General features: G+C 72.8%; 18 protein-coding genes and 1 riboswitch. Of the genes, 7 read left to right on the plus strand and 11 right to left on the minus strand.

The window, feature by feature from the left end:
* Positions 1 to 135 precede the first annotated feature (135 nt).
* The 3 genes from EP26_RS20200 to EP26_RS20210 all read left to right on the plus strand — a co-directional run bounded on the left by EP26_RS20200 (position 136) and on the right by EP26_RS20210 (position 2285).
* The gene (locus EP26_RS20200; RefSeq protein WP_043341307.1) at positions 136 to 1137 is read left to right on the plus strand and encodes an NAD-dependent epimerase/dehydratase family protein; all 1002 of its coding nucleotides are present in this window, start codon (positions 136 to 138) and stop codon (positions 1135 to 1137) included.
* A gap of 111 nt (positions 1138 to 1248) precedes the next feature.
* Positions 1249 to 1509 (plus strand): hypothetical protein, encoded by a 261-nt coding sequence (locus EP26_RS32170; RefSeq protein ID WP_211259490.1) that lies wholly within the window; start codon positions 1249 to 1251, stop codon positions 1507 to 1509.
* Positions 1510 to 1535: 26 nt separating this feature from the next.
* Complete coding sequence (locus EP26_RS20210; protein ID WP_043341308.1) at positions 1536 to 2285, plus strand: sulfite exporter TauE/SafE family protein; 750 nt, start codon at positions 1536 to 1538, stop codon at positions 2283 to 2285.
* Here the strand turns inward: EP26_RS20210 and EP26_RS20215 are convergent.
* From EP26_RS20215 to EP26_RS20225, 3 genes are read right to left on the minus strand one after another with little or no spacing between them, the layout of a single operon-like run.
* Positions 2276 to 4531, minus strand: a complete 2256-nt coding sequence (locus EP26_RS20215; RefSeq protein ID WP_043341309.1) for a xanthine dehydrogenase family protein molybdopterin-binding subunit — start codon at positions 4529 to 4531, stop codon at positions 2276 to 2278. The genes EP26_RS20210 and EP26_RS20215 overlap by 10 nt on opposite strands.
* A complete protein-coding gene (locus EP26_RS20220) occupies positions 4524 to 5582 on the minus strand; it encodes an FAD binding domain-containing protein (RefSeq protein ID WP_043341310.1) in 1059 nt (352 codons plus the stop codon). The genes EP26_RS20215 and EP26_RS20220 overlap by 8 nt, the downstream gene beginning before the upstream one ends.
* Complete coding sequence (locus EP26_RS20225; RefSeq protein WP_043341312.1) at positions 5579 to 6076, minus strand: (2Fe-2S)-binding protein; 498 nt, start codon at positions 6074 to 6076, stop codon at positions 5579 to 5581. The genes EP26_RS20220 and EP26_RS20225 overlap by 4 nt, the downstream gene beginning before the upstream one ends.
* A 153-nt stretch (positions 6077 to 6229) precedes the next feature.
* Between EP26_RS20225 and EP26_RS20230 the strand changes: the two genes are divergently transcribed.
* Positions 6230 to 6805 carry a TetR/AcrR family transcriptional regulator gene (locus EP26_RS20230; RefSeq protein WP_043341313.1) on the plus strand — a complete coding sequence of 192 codons (576 nt, stop codon included), beginning with the start codon at positions 6230 to 6232 and terminating at the stop codon, positions 6803 to 6805.
* On the opposite strand, the gene EP26_RS20235 is transcribed toward EP26_RS20230, so the two are convergent.
* The 5 genes from EP26_RS20235 to cobD are packed head-to-tail and all read right to left on the minus strand — an operon-like array spanning position 6786 to position 11401.
* Positions 6786 to 7781 carry a 4-hydroxythreonine-4-phosphate dehydrogenase PdxA gene (locus tag EP26_RS20235; RefSeq protein ID WP_043341318.1) on the minus strand — a complete coding sequence of 332 codons (996 nt, stop codon included), beginning with the start codon at positions 7779 to 7781 and terminating at the stop codon, positions 6786 to 6788. The two genes, EP26_RS20230 and EP26_RS20235, sit on opposite strands and share 20 nt — an antisense overlap.
* 14 nt (positions 7782 to 7795) lie before the next feature.
* A complete protein-coding gene (locus tag EP26_RS20240; RefSeq protein WP_043341320.1) occupies positions 7796 to 8701 on the minus strand; it encodes an amidohydrolase family protein in 906 nt (301 codons plus the stop codon).
* On the minus strand, positions 8698 to 9711 hold the full coding sequence (locus EP26_RS20245) for a putative FMN-dependent luciferase-like monooxygenase (RefSeq protein WP_043341322.1): 1014 nt from the start codon (positions 9709 to 9711) through the stop codon (positions 8698 to 8700). The genes EP26_RS20240 and EP26_RS20245 overlap by 4 nt, the downstream gene beginning before the upstream one ends.
* Before the next feature lie 32 nt (positions 9712 to 9743).
* Positions 9744 to 10364 carry a HupE/UreJ family protein gene (locus tag EP26_RS20250; protein ID WP_043341323.1) on the minus strand — a complete coding sequence of 207 codons (621 nt, stop codon included), beginning with the start codon at positions 10362 to 10364 and terminating at the stop codon, positions 9744 to 9746.
* A 35-nt stretch (positions 10365 to 10399) separates the two neighbouring features.
* A complete protein-coding gene (gene cobD / locus EP26_RS20255; protein ID WP_157033641.1) occupies positions 10400 to 11401 on the minus strand; it encodes a threonine-phosphate decarboxylase CobD in 1002 nt (333 codons plus the stop codon).
* On the opposite strand from cobD, the gene cbiB reads away from it, so the two are divergent.
* The gene (gene cbiB, locus EP26_RS20260; RefSeq protein WP_043341325.1) at positions 11400 to 12362 is read left to right on the plus strand and encodes an adenosylcobinamide-phosphate synthase CbiB; all 963 of its coding nucleotides are present in this window, start codon (positions 11400 to 11402) and stop codon (positions 12360 to 12362) included. The two genes, cobD and cbiB, sit on opposite strands and share 2 nt — an antisense overlap.
* On the opposite strand, the gene EP26_RS20265 is transcribed toward cbiB, so the two are convergent.
* Genes EP26_RS20265 through cobU form a run of 3 tightly spaced genes read right to left on the minus strand, consistent with a single transcriptional unit; the run spans position 12346 to position 14950 of the window.
* A complete protein-coding gene (locus EP26_RS20265) occupies positions 12346 to 13788 on the minus strand; it encodes a cobyric acid synthase (protein ID WP_043341381.1) in 1443 nt (480 codons plus the stop codon). The genes cbiB and EP26_RS20265 overlap by 17 nt on opposite strands.
* A 17-nt stretch (positions 13789 to 13805) precedes the next feature.
* Positions 13806 to 14414, minus strand: a complete 609-nt coding sequence (cobO, locus tag EP26_RS20270) for a cob(I)yrinic acid a,c-diamide adenosyltransferase (RefSeq protein ID WP_211259493.1) — start codon at positions 14412 to 14414, stop codon at positions 13806 to 13808.
* Between the two features lie 5 nt (positions 14415 to 14419).
* A complete protein-coding gene (cobU, locus tag EP26_RS20275; protein ID WP_043341327.1) occupies positions 14420 to 14950 on the minus strand; it encodes a bifunctional adenosylcobinamide kinase/adenosylcobinamide-phosphate guanylyltransferase in 531 nt (176 codons plus the stop codon).
* A gap of 78 nt (positions 14951 to 15028) precedes the next feature.
* Positions 15029 to 15249: riboswitch (cobalamin riboswitch) on the plus strand.
* Between the two features lie 109 nt (positions 15250 to 15358).
* On the opposite strand from cobU, the gene EP26_RS20280 reads away from it, so the two are divergent.
* Together EP26_RS20280 and cobW are read left to right on the plus strand one after the other, a co-directional pair.
* On the plus strand, positions 15359 to 15721 hold the full coding sequence (locus tag EP26_RS20280) for a DUF1636 family protein (RefSeq protein WP_043341382.1): 363 nt from the start codon (positions 15359 to 15361) through the stop codon (positions 15719 to 15721).
* A complete protein-coding gene (gene cobW, locus EP26_RS20285; protein WP_043341328.1) occupies positions 15718 to 16746 on the plus strand; it encodes a cobalamin biosynthesis protein CobW in 1029 nt (342 codons plus the stop codon). Before EP26_RS20280 ends, cobW begins: the two co-directional genes overlap by 4 nt.
* Position 16747 lies beyond the last annotated feature (1 nt).

A 16747-nucleotide genomic window follows, 5' to 3' on the forward strand; every position in this document is an offset into this window, starting at 1 on the left:
GATGCGGGGCCGGGTGGTGCTCGACCTGCGCAACGCCTGGGACCCGGAGGCCATGCGCGAGGCCGGCCTCGATTACTCCGGCATCGGCCGCCCGTGAGCCCGGCTGACCCTCGCGTAGAAGGAGGCCCTCAGGCCATGAAATTCCTGGTCACCGGCACCGCCGGCTTCATCGGCTTCCATCTCGCCCGCCGCCTGCTGGCCGAGGGCCATGCCGTCACCGGCATCGATGCCATGGTCCCCTATTACGACCTCCGGCTGAAGGAGGCCCGCCACGCCCAGCTCGCCGAATCCCCGGCCTTCCGCCCCCTCATCATGGACCTCGCCGACGCCCCCCGCCTCGCCACGGTGATGCGGGAGGAGGCGCCCGAGATTGTCATCCACCTCGCCGCCCAGGCCGGCGTCCGCTACGCGATGGAGCATCCGGAGAGCTACATCCACAACAACGTCGTCGCCTCCTACGCCCTGGCCGAGGCCTGCCGCCACCATCCCGTCCAGCACCTGCTGGTCGCCTCCACCAGCTCCGCCTATGGCGCCAACACCGCAATGCCCTTCCGCGAGACGGATGCGGTGGCGACGCCGCTCAACATCTACGCCGCCACCAAGCTGGCGACGGAAAACATCGCCCACAGCTACGCCCATCTCTGGAAGCAGCCGACGACGGCCTTTCGCTTCTTCACCGTCTACGGCCCCTGGGGCCGGCCGGACATGGCGTTGTTCAAATTCACCGACGCCATCCTCCGCGGCCGCCCGATCGACGTCTACAACCACGGGCTGATGGAACGGGACTTCACCTATGTGGAGGATCTGGTCGAGGCCATCATCCGCCTCGTCCCCTGCCGGCCGGAGATCGGCAAGCCGGTCGGCACAACCGACTCGCTGAGCCCCGTCGCCCCCTACCGGCTGGTCAATATCGGCAATGCCAACCCGGTGCGGCTGCTGGAATTCATCGCCGCCATCGAGCAGGCGACCGGCCGCCGCGCCGAGCGCAACATGATGGACATGCAGCCCGGCGAGGTGCTGAAGACCTGGGCCGAGTCCAGCCTGCTCCAGGCACTCACCGGCTACCGCCCAACCACCGACGTCCCCACCGGCGTCACCGCCTTCGTCAAATGGTTCCGTGCGTATTACGGGGTCTGACCCCCGCCACAGGCCGTTACACTCCGCCCCGGCTTCGCGCCAATCCGGCCCCGATCCTGCCTTGACCCGCGCCGCATCATGCCCCCGTGGACCTTTCCACAGGAGGTTATGATGCGTCGCTTTCTCGTCGCAGCCGCTCTTGGCCTCGGGCTGCTCTCCGCCGGCGCCACGCTGGACGGCGCCGGCGCGGCGCCCTTCCACCAAGAAGGCCCAGGCGTCACCCTGGTGCATGGTGACCACTGGCGGCACTACGCGCCCCCGCCGCGCCACCACTGGCACCGCTATGCCCCGCCGCCGCGCCACTACGGCTGGCAGCACCATGGCTGGCAGCCCCGCCACCATCACCACCAGCGGCACTACGGCTGGCGCTGACCTCCCGGGCGGAGCACTCTCCGCCCATGGAGCACCTCATCATCCTGTTCGGCGCCGGCCTCCTCGCCGGCGCCATGAACGCCGCGGCCGGCGGCGGCTCCTTTGTCAGCATCCCGGCGATGGTCTTCGTCGGCCTGCCTTCGGTCGTCGCCAATGCCTCCAGCACCGTCGCCCTGCTGCCGGGGACGATCGCCAGCGCCTGGGCCTGGCGGCGCGACTTCCGCCCCTTCGAGGGCATCCCGCTCCGCATCATGGTCCTCATCAGCCTGGCCGGCGGCCTGGTCGGCGCCGTGCTGCTGCTGGTCACGCCGCAGCATGCCTTCGACATGCTGCTGCCCTGGCTGCTGCTGATCGGCACGCTGGCCTTTGCCTTCGGCCGGCCGCTCGGCGCCGCGCTGCGCCGGCGGATGCGGATCGGTCCCGGCGCGGTGATCGGCGCCCAGGTGCCACTCGCCATCTATGCCGGCTATTTCGGCGGCGGCGTCGGCATCATGATGATGGCGGTCTGGAGCCTGCTCGGCGACACCGACATCCGCTCGATGAGCGCGGCGCGAACCATCCTGGTCAGCGCCGCCAATGCCGTCGCCGTGCTCTGCTTCGCCGTCGCCGGCCCGGTCTGGTGGCCGGAGACAGCGGTGATGCTGGTCGCCGCCGTCATCGGCGGCTACCTCGGCGCCAGCCTCGCCCGCCGCGTGCCGGCGCCCTGGCTGCGCGGCTTCGTCATCGCCTTCAGCGTGGCAATGACAGTCGTCTTCTTCCGCCGCGCCTACGGCTGACCCAGCAGCGCCTCGATGGCGATGGGGAAGCGCCGCACCCGCACCCCCGTCGCATGCCAGACGGCATTGGCGACCGCACCCGCGGAGCCGGTGATGCCGATCTCGCCGACGCCCTTGATGCCGAGCGCATTCACATGCGGGTCCACCTCATCGACCAGGATGGCCTCGAGCGAGGGCACGTCCGCATTCACCGGCACATGGTACTCGCCGAGATTGGCATTCATCACCCGCCCGGTGCGCCGGTCCACCACCGCCGCCTCGTGCAGGGCGAAGGAGACGCCCCAGATCATCCCGCCGTAATACTGGCTCCGCACCAGGCGCGGGTTGATGATCCGCCCGGCGGCGAAGGCGCCGACCAGCCGCGTCGCGCGAATCTGCCCGAGTTCCGGGTCGACCTTCACCTCGGCGAAGACTGCGCCATGCGCGTGCATGGCGTAGTGCTGCTGTGCCGCCTGATCCGCCGCCCCGGTGCCGCGCCCCTCGATCTCGTCGAGACCGGCACGGGCGAGGATCTCGGCATAGGACTCGCCCCGGCTCTCGTCGTCGCGCCGCACCAGCCGCCCCTCGCGCGCCACCACGCCGGCATTGCCGGCGCCGAACAAGGGCGAGCGCTGATCCGCCATGGCCAGCTCCGCTAGCCGGGCGATGGCATCCGCGCCCGCGCCATGGATCGCCATGCCCGCCGTCGCGGTATGCGCGGAGCCGCCGGCGATGCCCGCATCCGGCAAGCCCGAATGACCGGCGCGGAACTCCACCTGGTTGATCGGCAGCGCGAGGCTGTCCGCCGCAATCTGGGCGAAGGCCGTCCAGGCCCCCTGCCCCATGTCATGCGCACCGGTCTCGATCAGCCCGCTGCCGTCCCGCCGCAGCACCGCCCGCGCCTGGCCATGCATCATCAGCGCCGGGAAGGTCGCGGTGCCGACGCCCCAGCCGACCAGCAGCCCGTCCTCATCCCGCATCTGCCGCGGCGCCAGCGGCCGCCCGCTCCAGCCGAAACTTTCGGCGCCCTGCGCATAGCACTCGCGCAGCGCCTTGGAGGAGAAGGGCTTGCCGCTCGTCGGCTCCACCTCGGCATAGTTCCTGAGGCGGAATTCAAGCGGGTCCATGCCGCAGGCCGCCGCCATCTCGTCGATCGCGCCCTCCAGGGCGATGCTGCCGCTCGCCTCGCCCGGCGCCCGCATGAAGATCGGCGTTCCGGTATCCAGCCGCACCGCATCGCTGGTCGTGGCGATGGCCGGGCTGGCATAGAGCGTGTGCGAGACACTGCCCGAGGGTTCGAAGAAGTCGTCGTACCGGCTGCTCGTCGTGCGGACATGGTGATGCAGCGCGGTCAGCGCCCCCTCGCCATCCACGCCGAGCCGCAGCGTCTGCCGCGTCGGCGCACGATGCCCGACCGGCCCGTACATCTGGTCGCGCTTCAGCACCAGCTTCACCGGCCGCCCGACCAGCTTTGCTGCGAGGATGCCGAGCACCTGCGGCCCCGAGATCGCCCCCTTGGAGCCGAAGCCGCCGCCGAGAAAGGGGCTGCGAATCTCGATATTCTCTGGCGGGATGCCGAACAGCCCGGCGACCCGGCCCACCGCCATGGCAAGGCCCTGGCTCGGCGTGTCGATGAAGAGCCGGTCGCCCTCCCAGGCGGCGACGACCGCATGCGGCTCCATCGCATTGTGGTACTGCGCCGGCGTCTCGTAGACCGCCTCGACCCGCCGCGCCGCCGCGACGAGTCCGGCCTCCACATCGCCATGCCGCACTTCCGCCGGCGCCCCGACGCCGACCGCGGGCGGGACGAAAGCCTCGCCATCCTCGAGCCCGGTGCTTACCGGCTCCGTCGCATAGCGCGGCGCGAGCAGCGCCGCGCCCTCGGTCGCCGCCTCCAGCGTCTCGGCGATCACCACCGCGACCGGCTGGCCGACATAGCGCACCGTATCGTCCTGCAGCAGCTCCATGCGGAAGACGAAGGGCCCCGCCTTCTCGTCCGGGTCCTGCGCCAGCGCCGGGCGGTTCTCCGGCGTCATCACCGCGACCACGCCGGGATGCGCCCGCGCCGCCTCGAGATCGAGGCCGGTGACCCGGCCGCGTGCGACGCTGCTCACCGCCAGCGCGGCATGCAGCATCCCCGGCGGATGGTTGTCGGCGGCATAGCGCGCCTGGCCGGTGACCTTCAGCAGCCCATCCCGCCGGGTCAGCGGCTGGCCGATGCTGGAGCCGTGGCGGACATGCGCCGCGGAGGATGCGAGTTCAGCCATGGAGGGACACTCCCGGATGGGGGGCATGGGGGGAGGCCGGCAGGGCCGGCAGCCGCTCCGGCGTGCCGGCCGCGGCGAGGGTGAGCGCGCGCACCAGGATGCGCCGCGCCAGCTCGATCTTGAAGGCGTTGTCGCCGGAGGGTTGCGCCTCGGACAGCGCCGCCTCCGCCGCCCGGCGGAAGGCCTCGGCACCCGGCCGCACGCCGCGCAGCACGGCCTCCGCCTCCGGCACCCGCCAGGGCTTCGCCGCGACGCCGCCGAGTGCCAGCCGTGCCTCGGCGATGGCGCCATCCACCAGCCGCAGGCCGGCCGCGGCCGAGACCACGGCGAAGGCATAGGAAGTGCGCTCGCGCAGCTTCACATAGCGCGCATGCCCGGCGAAGCTCGCCGCCTCGCCCGGCAGCCGCACCGCGACGATCAGTTCGCCCGGTGCCAGCACGCTCTCCCGCTCCGGCGTGCTGCCGGGCAGGCAATGGAATTCCTCGAGCGGCACCTCGCGCCGCCCCGCCTTCCCCTCGATCTCCACCACCGCGCCCAAGGCGACGAGCGGGACGCAGAAATCCGACGGATGCGTCGCGATGCACTGCTCGCTCCAGCCGAGCACCGCATGCAGCCGGTTCTCGCCATCGCGCGCATCGCAGCCGGCACCGGGCTCGCGCTTGTTGCAGGCGCTGGCCGGGTCGTAGAAATAGGCGCAGCGCGTCCGCTGCAGCAGGTTGCCGCCGACCGTCGCCGCGTTGCGCAACTGGGCCGAAGCACCCGACAGCAAAGCCTCCGCCACCGCCGGAAAGCGCCGGGCGAAGCCGGGATCATAGGCGAGGTCCGAATTGCGCACCCGCGCACCGATCCGCACGCCGCCATCCGGCAGCGCCTCGATCACGTCGAGCCCCGGCACCCGCGCCAGGTCGACCAGCCGCGCCGGCCGCATCACCCCGCCCTTCATCAGGTCGAGCAGATTGGTCCCCGCGGCGAGATAGGCGCTGCCCGGCTGGGCCGCGGCGGCCACCGCCTCCGCCACCGTCGCGGGGCGGACATAGTCGAAGCGGTTCATGCCGCCTTCTCCTCAGCATTGGCGACCATGCGCCGCTGCGCCTCCAGCACCGCCTCGGTGATGCCCTTGTAGGCACCGCAGCGGCAGAGATTGCCGCTCATCGCCTCGCGCACCCGCTCGGGGTCGTCGCCCGCCTGCGCCTCCCGGATCAGCCCGACCGCGCTCATAATCTGCCCCGGCGTGCAGAAGCCGCATTGGAAGGCGTCATGCTCGATGAAGGCCGCCTGCACCGGATGGGGCACCTCCCCCTCCGCTAGCCCCTCGATGGTCAGCACCTCCGCCCCATCAAGGCTCGCCGCCAGCGCCAGGCAGGAATTCACCCGCCGCCCATCGACCAGCACCGTGCAGGCGCCGCACTGGCCGCGGTCGCAGCCCTTCTTGGTCCCGGTGAGGTCGAGCCGCTCACGCAGCAGGTCGAGCAGCGTGACCCGGGGATCGTCCAATGCGATGGTCCGGGGCACCGCATTCACGGTGAGGGTGATGGACAGGCTCATGCGGATCTCCGATGAGGGCCACGGCGTTGCCACCTGCCGGCACGGCGAGGTGGGTCCTAATGCCAGCGGGCGATCAGCCGCTCCCTGGCCTCATGCGGAGCGATATACGGAGGCACCCTCCGTTTACAAGGGGCGGGGTATCAACCGAGCGCGATGACCGAGGAGCGGAGCCAGACACCGCGGAAGCCCCGCGCGGACGCCACCCGCAACCGCGACCGCCTGCTCGCCGCCGCCCGCACCGTCTTCAACCAAGGCAGCCCGGCGGCAAGCCTGGAGGCCGTCGCCCGCGAGGCCGGCTTGGGCATCGGCACGCTCTACCGCCACTTCCCGACGCGGGAGGCGCTCTACGAGGCGGTCTACCGCCGCGAGGTGGACCAGCTGGTGGAACTCGCCGCCCGGCTCTCGGCCGAGCTGCCCCCCACCGAGGCGCTGCGCCACTGGTTGGCCGCCAATGTCGAGTTCATCGCCACCAAGAAGGGCATGGCCGCCGCCCTCGCCACGGTGTCGCACAAATCCTCGGAATCGATCGCCTCTGCGCTCGACCGCCTTCGCGCGGCGCTCGGCGGCCTGCTTCGCCGCGCGACGGAGGCCGGCGACCTGCGCGGCGACCTCGATGCCGAGGAGCTGCTGCTGGCCCTCGTCGGCGTCTGCTACGCGCAGGAGGGCCCGGACTGGCGCTCCAAAGTGCTCCGTGTGCTCGACGTGCTCATCACCGGCTTGCGCCGCTGACCGCCATCCGCGCCGCCAGCAGGACCGCGTTCCGCATCGCGCCCGGATGGGCGATGCCGCGCCCGGCGATGTCATAGGCCGTACCATGCGCCGCCGTGCAGATCGGGAAGGGGAAGCCGCCCAGCAGCGTCACCCCCGCCTCGAAGCCGATCAGCTTCATCGCGATCTGCCCCTGGTCGTGGTACATGGTCAGCACCGCATCGAAATCGCCCCGCCGCGCCCGGACGAAGACGGTATCGGCCGGGTATGGCCCGTCGCAGCCGATCTGCTCGGCCTTGCCGGCCTCGACGGCCGGCCCGATGATGTCGATCTCCTCCCGCCCGAAATTGCCGCCATCCCCCGCATGCGGATTGAGCGCCGCGACGGCAATCCGCGGCCGCGCCACGCCGGAGGCCTTGAGCGCCGCCGCCGTCAGCCGGAGATTCTGGAGGATCGCCTCGCGGCTCAGCAGCCCCGCCACATCCTTCAGCGGCACGTGCGAGGTGACGCGCGCATTCCACAGCCCGTCTAGGATGTTGAACTCCTTCGCCACGCCGCGGAAGCCGATCGCCTCCGCGGTAAAGCCGATCTCGTCCTCATAGTCCGGCGTCACCAGCCGCATCGCCGCCTTGTTGAAGGGGGTGAAGCAGACCGCATCCGCCTCCCCCGCCGCCGCCATGGCCAGCGCCCGGCGGAAATTCACCGTGGCGAAGCGTCCACCCGCCTCCGAGACCTGGGCGAGCGGCACCGCCGCCGGATCGCAATGCCCGAGATCGAGCAGCCGCGGCCGCTCGCCCGGCCGCCCTTCCCCGGTATCGATGTCGAGCGCGACGCCTGCCACCCGCGCGCCCTCGGCCAGCACTCGCGCATCGCCGATCACGGTGATGGCCGCCGCCGCGCGCACCTCCGCATCGGCCAGGATCCGAGCGGTGAGTTCTGGCGAGATGCCCGCGGCATCCCCCATGGCGAGCGCGACATGCGGCCTCGACTGGCTCATTCCCGTCCCCTTCCCTACCCGATACGGTAGACCCGCCGGGCATTGTCGCAGAACATCGCCCGCTGCTCGGGCTCCGGCCGGTCCGCAACGGCAGACTTAAAGCCGGAGTAGATCTCATCGAAGCTGGCGCAGAGGCTGTCCACCGGGAAATTGCTGGCGAACATCACCCGCTCCGGGCCGAACAGCGCCACCACCTCGCGGATGATCCACGCCGTCCGCCCCGCCGCCCAGGGCTGGCCCCGCACGCCGAGCCCCGAGACCTTGACGACGACATTGGCGCAGTCGGCCAGCCGCGCCATCGCCTCCCGCCACCCCGCCAGCCCCTCGGCGCTGCGATCCGCCGGCAGCCCGGTATGGTTGAGGATGATGAGCGTCTCCGGAAAGTCGCCGGCCAGCCGCACCGCCTCGTGCAGCGTCCACCACGGCGTCTGCAGGTCGAAATGCAGCCCGTGCCGCGCCAGCAGCGCATAGCCGCGCCGCCAGCCCGCATCCGACATCAGCGTCGGCCCAGGCTCCCCCGGCGCCTTCGGCCCGCCCGGCTTGTGCCGGACGCTTCGCACCAGCGCCGACGCCGCATGCCCCGCCAGAACCTCCGCCACATCCTCCCGGTCGAGCCAGGCCTGCCCGACCACCGCATCCGGCAGCCCATGCCGCTCGCGCAGCAGCGTGGCATAGCCCACCTCGCCGAGCGGGTCCCGCGGGTCCCACTCCGTCTCCACATAGACGCTGCCGACAAGGTTGTGGCCGGCCACATCCACCCGGTACTCGTCCGGCAGATAGGGCCGGCGGATCGCCCGGTAGTCGCCATAGCGGAAGGGGATCACCCCCGCCTCGGTCAGCCAGGGATGATGGTTGATCCGCGGGTCCCAGAAGTGATGGTGCGCATCCACCACCGGCCCGGCATAGCGGCCGCCGCTCATGCCGCCTCCGACCGAATTCCACCCGACACCCAACCCAGCGCCGGCGCCACCTGCCCCGCCACCAGTTCCAGCGAGCGCAGGATAAAGGGATGCGGCGGATCGACCGAATGCACCTGCACCGCCAGTTCCGTCGCCCGCCCGATCACCCGATCGGCCTGCAAGGAGGCGACGACCTCCACCACCGTGCCGAGATGCACGTCGAAGGTGGCGACCATCTCCGCCACCGTCTCCCGCCCCGTCGCACGGCCCTGCGCCGCCGCCCGGTCGCGGTATCGCCCGAGCCCCTGCTCCGCCAGCCGCCAGGCCTCGTCCCGCCGGTCGGCGACGAAGACCGAGCGCGAAGCCAGGATGCGCGGTGCACAGCCCGCCGGCAGCGCCGCCAGATAGGCCTCGACCATCGGCTCCTGGGTATCGGCGAGGCTCATCCCCTCCGGCCGCGGCTGGGTGCGCGAGAGCATCAGCCCGTCCCCCGCCGCCCCGGCTCGCTTGGCCCCCTCCACGGTGAAGGTCGCCTGCCAGATGCGCTCCACAAGCCCCGGCGCCGGCGGATAGAGCCGGTCCCCGCCCGGCAGCGCCCCGCCCTCCCAGGCCGTCCGCAGCACCTCCGCATGCCCGGCGAAGATCGCGCCGCGCTTCTCCGGATCGAGGCCGAAGGCGTGGAAGGCGGCGAGGTTTCCTCCCGGCCCGATACCCATCTCGAGCCGCCCGCCCGAGATGAGGTCGAGCACCGCCGCATCCTCCGCCACCCGGATCGGCAGCTCCAGCGGCAGGGTGACGATCCCCGTCCCCAAGCGGATGCGCTGCGTCCGCGCCGCCGCCTGCGCCAGGAAGACGAAGGGCGCCGGCAGCCCGCCCTCATCCTCGTGGAAATGGTGCTGCGCCACCCAGGCGGAATCGAAGCCGCAGCGCTCGGCATGGATGATCTGCTCGGTCGCCAGCCGGTAGCGTTCCGCCGGCCCCACCTCGTCGAGCACCCGGGTGAAGAAGCCAAGCCGCTTCGGTGCCGTCATCCCTCACCCTCCCCGTCGCGCCCTATCGTGGCTCAGGCGAGCACCGCCGCCCCCAGCGCCACCGCGCCCACCACCGTCGCCGCCGCCCCGGCCCAGCGCCGCTGAGGCCGCGCCTCGCCCAGGCCTCGCGCCACCCGCATTGCCAGCAGCCCGATCCCGGCCTGCATCGCCAGCAGCGTCAGCAGATAGGCGACGACCACCGCCGCCCCGGAGCCAGCAACGGCCTCGGCATAGGCATGCCCATGGAACAGCCCCGCCACCCCGAAGCCGAGCGCCAGCCAGCCCGGCGCCGCCGGCAGCCGCGCCGGCGTCGCCAGCAGCGCCACCCCCACGCCGATCACCGAGAGCGCCACCGCCGCCTCCACCGGCCCGAGCCCGAAGCCGCCCAGATGCAGCACCGCCCCCACCAGTCCGGCGCCGAGGAAGGCGACCAGCGCCGCGATCCCCGCCCGTCGCCCGACCGCCGCCGCCAGCACCCCCGCGGCCAGCAGGAAGGCCAGATGGTCGAGCCCGACCACCGGATGCGCCAAGCCGGAGACGAAGCCCTGCCAGGCCGTCGTCGCCGCGGCGCCGCCCATCGGATGATGCGCCAGCGCCGGCACGGGCATGGCCGCCGCGAGGGCGACAACGGGGATAGGGCTGAGCTTCGGCATGGTAACTCCCGGAACGGTCAATTCGCCCCGCAGCTTCATCCGCCCCGGCCTGCGCTGCAACCGTCGAGCGCGCGCCCCAGCCTTTCCCACCCCGGCTCATCCCCCGGCAGGCCGAAGCGCAACAGCCCCGGCCGCCCCTCGAAGCGCCGCACCAGCACCCCCTGCCGCCCGAGCCCCGCGAACACCCCCTCCGGCCCCCGTGCCAGCCGGAACAGCGCCGTCCCCCCGATGACCTCAAGCCCATGCCGCCCGAGCAGCGCATCCAGCCGCGCCGCCTCCGCCGCCAGCCGCCCCCGCATCGCCTCCGCCCAGACCGTATCGCCCAGCGCCTTCATCCCCGCCGCGATTGCCGGCCCCGACACCGCCCAGGGCCCGAGCCTTGCCCGCAGCCGCTCCACGACCTTCGGCTCCGCCAGGGCAAAGCCCAGCCTGACCCCCGCCAGCCCATGGAATTTACCGAAGGAGCGCAGCACGACGAGGCCTCCTCGCCCCACCGCCCCCGCCAGCGAGGCTCCCGGCGGCATCACCTCAATGAAGGCCTCATCCACCACCAGCAGCCCTGCCGTGAGGTCGAGCAGCACCCGCCGCTCCACCAGCCGCCCATCCGGGTTGTTCGGGTTGACGAGCACGGCGAGCCCCGCCCCTTCCAGCCCCTCCACGGCCCCGACCTCGCCGACCGCATGCCCCGCCAGCTCGGCCGCCCGCCGGTGCTCCGCATAGGTCGGCCCGAGGATGCGCGCCTCGCCCGGCGGCACCAGCCCGGCGACCAGCGGCAGCAGGATCTGCGTCCCCGGCGCCGCCACCACATGCGCGGCCGAGGGCGCGCCATAGCGCTCCGCCGCCAGCGCCTCCAGCCGGGCGAGCGCCGCCGGCTCCGGCAGCCGGGCGAAGACCTCGGCCCCGAGCGGCGGCACCGGGTAGCCATGGGGGTTGATCCCTGTCGACAGGTCGAGGAAAGGGGCGGGCGCCTTCGGGAACAACTGGCGCGCCGCCTCCAGATCGCCGCCATGGGCCACGCCCGGGATACCGTCCATCATGGCCCTCGCCACCGCCGCCTGCGCCCTGCTGATCGAGGCCGCCTTCGGATACCCGGAGCGCCTGCTGCGGTCCATCGGCCACCCCGTCATCTGGCTCGGCCGCCTGATCGCCACGCTCGACCGCCACCTGAACCGCCCCGCCTGGCTCCCCGCCCGCCGCCGCGCCGCCGGCATCGCCGCGCTGCTGATCCTGCTCGCCGCCAGCCTCGCCCCCGCCTGGCTGATCGAGGCCGCGCTGCACCGCCTCCCCCTCGGCTGGCTCGCCGTGGCGCTGCTGGCCAGCAGCCTCCTCGCCCAGCGCAGCCTTCACGAGCACGTCGCCCGCGTCGCCACCGCGCTGGAGCAGGAGGGCCTGGCCGCCGGCCGCATCGCCGTCTCCCACATCGTCGGCCGCGACCCGGAGTCGCTGGACGAGGCCGGCATCTGCCGCGCCGCCATCGAGAGCCTCGCCGAGAATTTCTCTGACGGCATCGTCGCCCCCGCCCTCTGGCTGGCGCTCGCCGGCCTGCCCGGCGGCGCCGCCTACAAGGCCGTCAACACCGCCGACAGCATGATCGGCCACCGCACCCCGCGCCACGAGGCCTTCGGCTGGGCCGCCGCCCGCTTCGACGATCTGGTGAACCTCCCCGCCTCCCGCCTCTCCGCGCTGCTGCTGGTCCTCGCCGCCTGCCTGATGCCCGGCGCCGGCCCCGCCGCCGCCCTCCGCGCCCTCCGCCGCGACGCTCACCGCCACCGCTCGCCCAATGCCGGCTGGCCGGAGGCCGCGATGGCCGGCGCCCTCGGCCTCGCCCTGGCCGGCCCGCGCCGCTACGGCGGCGTGCTGGTCGAGGACGCGCTGATGGGCGACGGCCGGCGCGAGGCCACCGCCGCCGATATCCGCCGCGCCCTGCGCCTCTTCCGCCTCGCCGATGCGCTGCTCATCGCCCTCGCCCTGCTGCTCGCCCTTACCGTGCCAAGCTGAGCAGCCGGTCGATGTCGAGATGCGCCTCGAGATGCCGCGCCAGCGCATCGAGCGCCGCCTCCACCCCCACCTCATAGGCGATCGCCGGCGCCCCCGCCGCGAAGCGCGCCAGCCAAGCCGCCCGCTGCGCCTCCGCCGCGAAGAGCCCGTGGACATAGGTCCCGGTCACCAACCCATCCGCCGAGACCGCCCCCTCCGCCGCACCATCCGCCAGATGCGCGAAGGGCCGCGCCCGCCCTGGCCCCTCGGTGCTGCCGAGATGCATCTCATAGCCCGTGAGCGCCGCCCCATCCGCGCTCACCCCCTCCACCGGCACCAGCCGCTTGTCGCCGCCCAGCACCGTCTCCACATCCAGCAGCCCAAGCCCCGGGACCTGCCCCACCGCACCCTCCACCCCCGCCGGATCAGTGACACTCCGCCCCAGCATCTGATACCCGCCGCACAGTCCCAGCACCTGCCCGCCCCGCCGGAGATGCGCCGCGATATCGACATCGAACCCCGCCGCCCGCAGCGCGGCGAGGTCGGCGATGGTCGCCTTCGACCCCGGTAGGATGACGAGTTGCGCATCCCCCGGCAGCGCCTTACCCGGCCGCACCCGCACCACCTCCACGTCCGGCTCGGCAACCAGCGGGTCGAGATCGTCGAAATTGGCGATATGCGGCAGCACCGGCACCGCGATGCGCAACCGCGCCCCCGGCCTGCGCGGCAGCGCATGGTCGAGCGCCAGCGCATCCTCCGCCGGCAGCCTTGCCGCCTCCGGCAGGAAGGGCACCAGGCCGAGCGGCGCCCACCCTGTCCGCGCCGCGATCAACGCCATCCCATCCGCGAAGAGTGCCGGATCGCCCCGAAACCGATTGACGACGAAGCCCACGACCATCGCCGCATCCGCCGGATCGATGACGGCCTTGGTCCCGACCAGGCTGGCGATCACCCCGCCCCGATCGATATCCCCGACGACGACGACCGGCACATCCGCCGCCCGCGCGAAGCCCATATTGGCGATATCGTTGGCCCGCAGATTGACCTCGGAGGCGCTCCCGGCTCCCTCCACCAGCACGATATCCGCCTCGCCCTTGAGTCGCGCGAAACTCTCCAGCACCGCCGGCAGCAGCGCCGCCTTCCGCCGCTGATACTCGGCTGCCCCCGCCGCACCGACCACCCGTCCCTGCACCACGATCTGCGCGCCGTTCTGGCCCTGCGGCTTCAGCAGCACCGGGTTCATATGCACGCTCAGTGCGACTCGCGCCGCCCGCGCCTGCAAGGCCTGCGCCCGCCCGATCTCCCCGCCATCCAGCGTGACGGCCGCATTGTTCGACATGTTCTGCGGCTTGAACGGCCGCACCCGCATCCCGCGCTCCGTCAGCGCCCTTGCCAGCCCCGCCACCAGCAGCGACTTGCCGACATCCGAGCCCGTGCCCTGCAACATGATCGCGCGCATCGCGGCTAGTACTCTATGCCCCGCTGCGCCTTCACCCCCGCGGCGAAGTGATGCTTCACCGCCCCCATCTCGGTGACGAGATCCGCCGCCGCCACCAGCTCCGGCTTCGCATTCCGCCCAGTGACGACGACATGCAACCCCTCCCGCCGCGCGACCAGTTCCGCCACCACCGCCTCCAGCGGCAGGTAGCCGTAGCGCAGCGCGATGTTCAGCTCGTCGAGCACCAGCAGGTCGAAGCTTGGGTCGGCCAGCATCGCCCGCGCCATCCCCCAGGCCCGTTCCGCCGCGGCGATGTCGCGCGCCAGGTCCTGTGTCTCCCAGGTGAAGCCCTCGCCCATGCTGTGCCAGGCGACGCGCTCGCCGAAACTCTCCAGCGCCGCCCGCTCGCCGCTCTCCCAGGCGCCCTTGATGAACTGCACCACGCCGACCCGCCCGCCGCGCCCCAACATCCGCAGCGCCAGGCCGAAGGCCGCCGTCGACTTGCCCTTGCCCGGCCCCGTATGGACGATCAGCAACCCCTTCGCGTCGATGGTCTTGCCGGCGACCTCGGCATCCTGCACCGCCTTCCGCCGCGCCATCTTCGCGCGATGCCGCGCCGCCTCCTCCGGATCGATCCCGCTCACCCCACCGCTCCCTTGATCGCCACGGGAATGCCGGCCACCACCAGCACCACCCGGTCCGCCGCTGCGGCCATGCGCTGGTTGAGCCGCCCCTGCGCATCGCGGAAGCGCCGCCCGAGCGGCGTCTCCGGCACGATGCCCCAGCCCACCTCATTCGAGACCAGCGCCACCGGCCCGGCCCTGCGCTCCAGCACCTCGGCCAACCGCTCCCCCTCCGCCTCCAGGTCGCGCTCCGCCAGCAGCAGGTTGCTGAGCCAGAGCGTCAGGCAATCGACCAGCACGGGCCGCCCCGCCGGCACCCCGGCCAGCACCTCTGGCAGGTCGCGCGGCGCCTCAAGCGTCACCCACTCCTCCGGCCGCCGCGCCCGGTGCTCGGCGATGCGCGCCGCCATCTCGTCATCGAAGGGTTCGGCGGTGGCGATGTAGGTCCAGGGCGCCGGCCAGGACTCGACCAGCGCCTCGGCCTGCCGGCTCTTGCCGGAGCGGGCGCCGCCGAGCACCAGAACCAGCGGGAAGGGGGCATCGGGCATGCCCGGCGGTGTGGCAGGCCCGCGCCGCCGGCACAACAACCGAAGGCCACGGTTGACAGCCACCCCGCCGCCCGGGCCTAGTCCCCCTCGATCGAAGGTTCCCGCCGAGAGGCGGGATGAAAAGGGAATACGGAAGGGCAGCCCGCAAGCCGCCCAGCCCGTAGCTGCCCCCGCAACTGTGAGCGGCGAGTCCGCGCCACCATGTCACTGGCCGCCAGCCTCCCCGGAGGCCCGGCCGGGAAGACGGCGCCGGACAGCGACCCGCGAGCCAGGAGACCTGCCTTCGCTCGAGACGACGTGCCGGGCGGGGTGCCCTGGCGCGGCTGCCGCACCGGCGAACGGGCGCATCAGCGCGCCCGCTGCTGCACCCCGCATGCCCGGCACCCGCCGGGCGGGGATGCCTGCCCGATGCCGCCCGTGACCGTCTTCGTCTGCACCACCTGCCGCCGCAGCGGCGACGCCGAGGACGCCCCCCGCGCCGGCGCCACCCTCGCCACCAATGCCGAACCCCTGGCCGGCCCCGACCTCGCGGTGCGCCCCGTCGAATGCCTCGGCAATTGCTCCCGCGGCCCGACCGCCGCGATCGCCGCGCCCGGCGGCTGGACCTATGTCTTCGGCAACCTCGACCCCGCCGAAGCCGCCCCCGCCCTGCAGGAGGGCGCCCGCCTCCTCGCCGCCGCCGAGGGCCAGCCCATGCCCTGGCGCGGCCGCCCCGAACCCCTGAAGCGCGGCCTCATCGCCCGCATCCCGCCCCTGGAGCTTCCGGCATGACCGCCCGCATCCCCTGCACCATCGTCACCGGCTTCCTCGGCGCCGGGAAGACGACCCTCATCCGCCACCTGCTCGAGCATGCCGACGGCCGCCGCCTCGCCGTCATCGTCAACGAGTTCGGCGATGTCGGCATCGATGCCGAGATCCTGCGCGGCTGCGGCATCCCCGCCTGCGACGAGGCCGACATCGTCGAGCTGGCCAATGGCTGCCTCTGCTGCACCGTCGCCGACGACTTCGTCCCCGCCGTCGACGCGCTGCTCGCCCGCACCCCGCCGCCCGACCACATCCTGATCGAGACCAGCGGCCTCGCCCTGCCAAAGCCGCTGGTCCAGGCCTTCCACTGGCCCGCCATCCGCAACCGGGTGACGGTCGATGGCGTCGTCGCCGTGGTCGATGGCGCCGCCCTCGCCGAGGGCCGCGTCGCCGCCGACCTTGCGGCGCTGGCCGCCCAGCGCGCCGCCGACCAGGCGCTCGACCATGACGACCTGGTGGAGGAGGTCTTCGACGACCAGCTCGCCTGCGCCGACCTAGTCGTGCTCACCAAGGCCGACCTGCTCGACGAGGCCGGCCTCGCCCGCGCCCGCGCCGCGGTGGAGCGCGCCCTCCCCCGCGCCGTCGGCATCGTCACCAGCACCGCCGGCCGCATCGACCCTGCAGTGCTGCTCGGCCTCGGCCTCGGCACGGAGGACGACATCGCCAACCGCCCGACCCGGCACGATGCCGAGGAAGGCCACGACCACGACGATTTCGACAGCATCGTCCTCGACCTGCCCGAGCTTTCGGCCCCCGCCGACCTCGCCGCCCGCGTCACCCGGCTCTGCGCCCGGCCGGACGTGCTGCGCGCCAAGGGCTTCGCCGCCATCGCCGGCAAGCCGATGCGCCTGCTGGTCCAGGCCGTCGGCCCCCGCGTCAGCCACCATTTCGACCGCGCCTGGGGCGAGGCCGAACCGCGTCAGGGCCGCCTCGTCGTCATCGGCCTCAAGGGTTTCGACCAATCCGCCGCCGCCGAGGCCCTGGCCGGCTGAG

It is taken from the genome of Belnapia moabensis DSM 16746 (assembly GCF_000745835.1).
GTDB lineage: Bacteria > Pseudomonadota > Alphaproteobacteria > Acetobacterales > Acetobacteraceae > Belnapia > Belnapia moabensis.